This is a genomic window from Blautia intestinihominis (genome assembly GCF_040096655.1).
GTDB lineage: Bacteria > Bacillota > Clostridia > Lachnospirales > Lachnospiraceae > Blautia_A > Blautia_A intestinihominis.
In genome coordinates this window covers 1-816 of sequence record NZ_JBBMEI010000193.1, presented here as the reverse complement: position 1 = coordinate 816, position 816 = coordinate 1, and the positions used below count along the sequence as shown (strand labels likewise).

General features: G+C 35.3%; 1 protein-coding gene. It reads right to left on the bottom strand.

The genetic code is table 11. The features are described from left to right. The coding region (locus WMO75_RS19640; protein WP_349078863.1) for a restriction endonuclease subunit S at nt 1-706 on the bottom strand (706 nt) is incomplete at its 3' end. Nucleotides 707-816: the final 110 nt, after the last annotated feature.

Sequence of the window (816 nt, the reverse complement as noted above, 5' to 3'; positions counted from 1 at the left end):
CATAATAAGAGTTATCATCACCTTTAAAGATAACAGATTCCTTCTTATCTCGCTTGATTTTACCTTGTTTAATAAGTTCTTCTTTTTCAGCACGGATACGCTCCAATAGCACAGATGCTGGTTCGTCATTCGGGTCTTGTGGAACAAGTTTACCACGGATGGCAAGATCCAGAATTTTGGACTTACTTAAAGATACTATTTTTTGAAGTTCTTCTTTTTCAGCATCAATAGTAGATAAGAAATTGTCACAGATTTGAAATCTATCAACAATTTGTAGCTGCTGTACAGATGAACATATAGGAATCAAGGTTGAAAGAATTCTTTCTAATGCCAACTTTGGCATCGCCACTTGGTGGGTTTTATCTTGAAACTGCTGTTGAACAAAATCCGTTTGCAATATTATGCAAAGGAATGACTTATTTATGGCTATATTTGTTATTTTTACAGCATTTTCGGTGAGATTCATTCCGTCCAACTTATCTGGAATTTCTCCAACAACACCAATTGTTCCAGCTATTGTTACATACAAATCATCTTTTGCAATTGTGTAATTCTTGATTGCTGAAAATATTTCATCAGAAATGTACCTCAAATTAGAAACATTGACAGAATGATTTTTCATATCAGTTACTCTGATATATGCATGGTTAGTAATCTCTTCTGAAAAACTTGCTCCTTTAGGTAACCTCTTTCCACCTTTAACCATTGCAATATCTCTAACTCGTGCCCAGCACCACCCCTCCGGCACTTCAAATGGTATCTCGTCCTCAATACATTTTACAGTTCCATCCTGGAACTTCTCATAATGCAAATTAT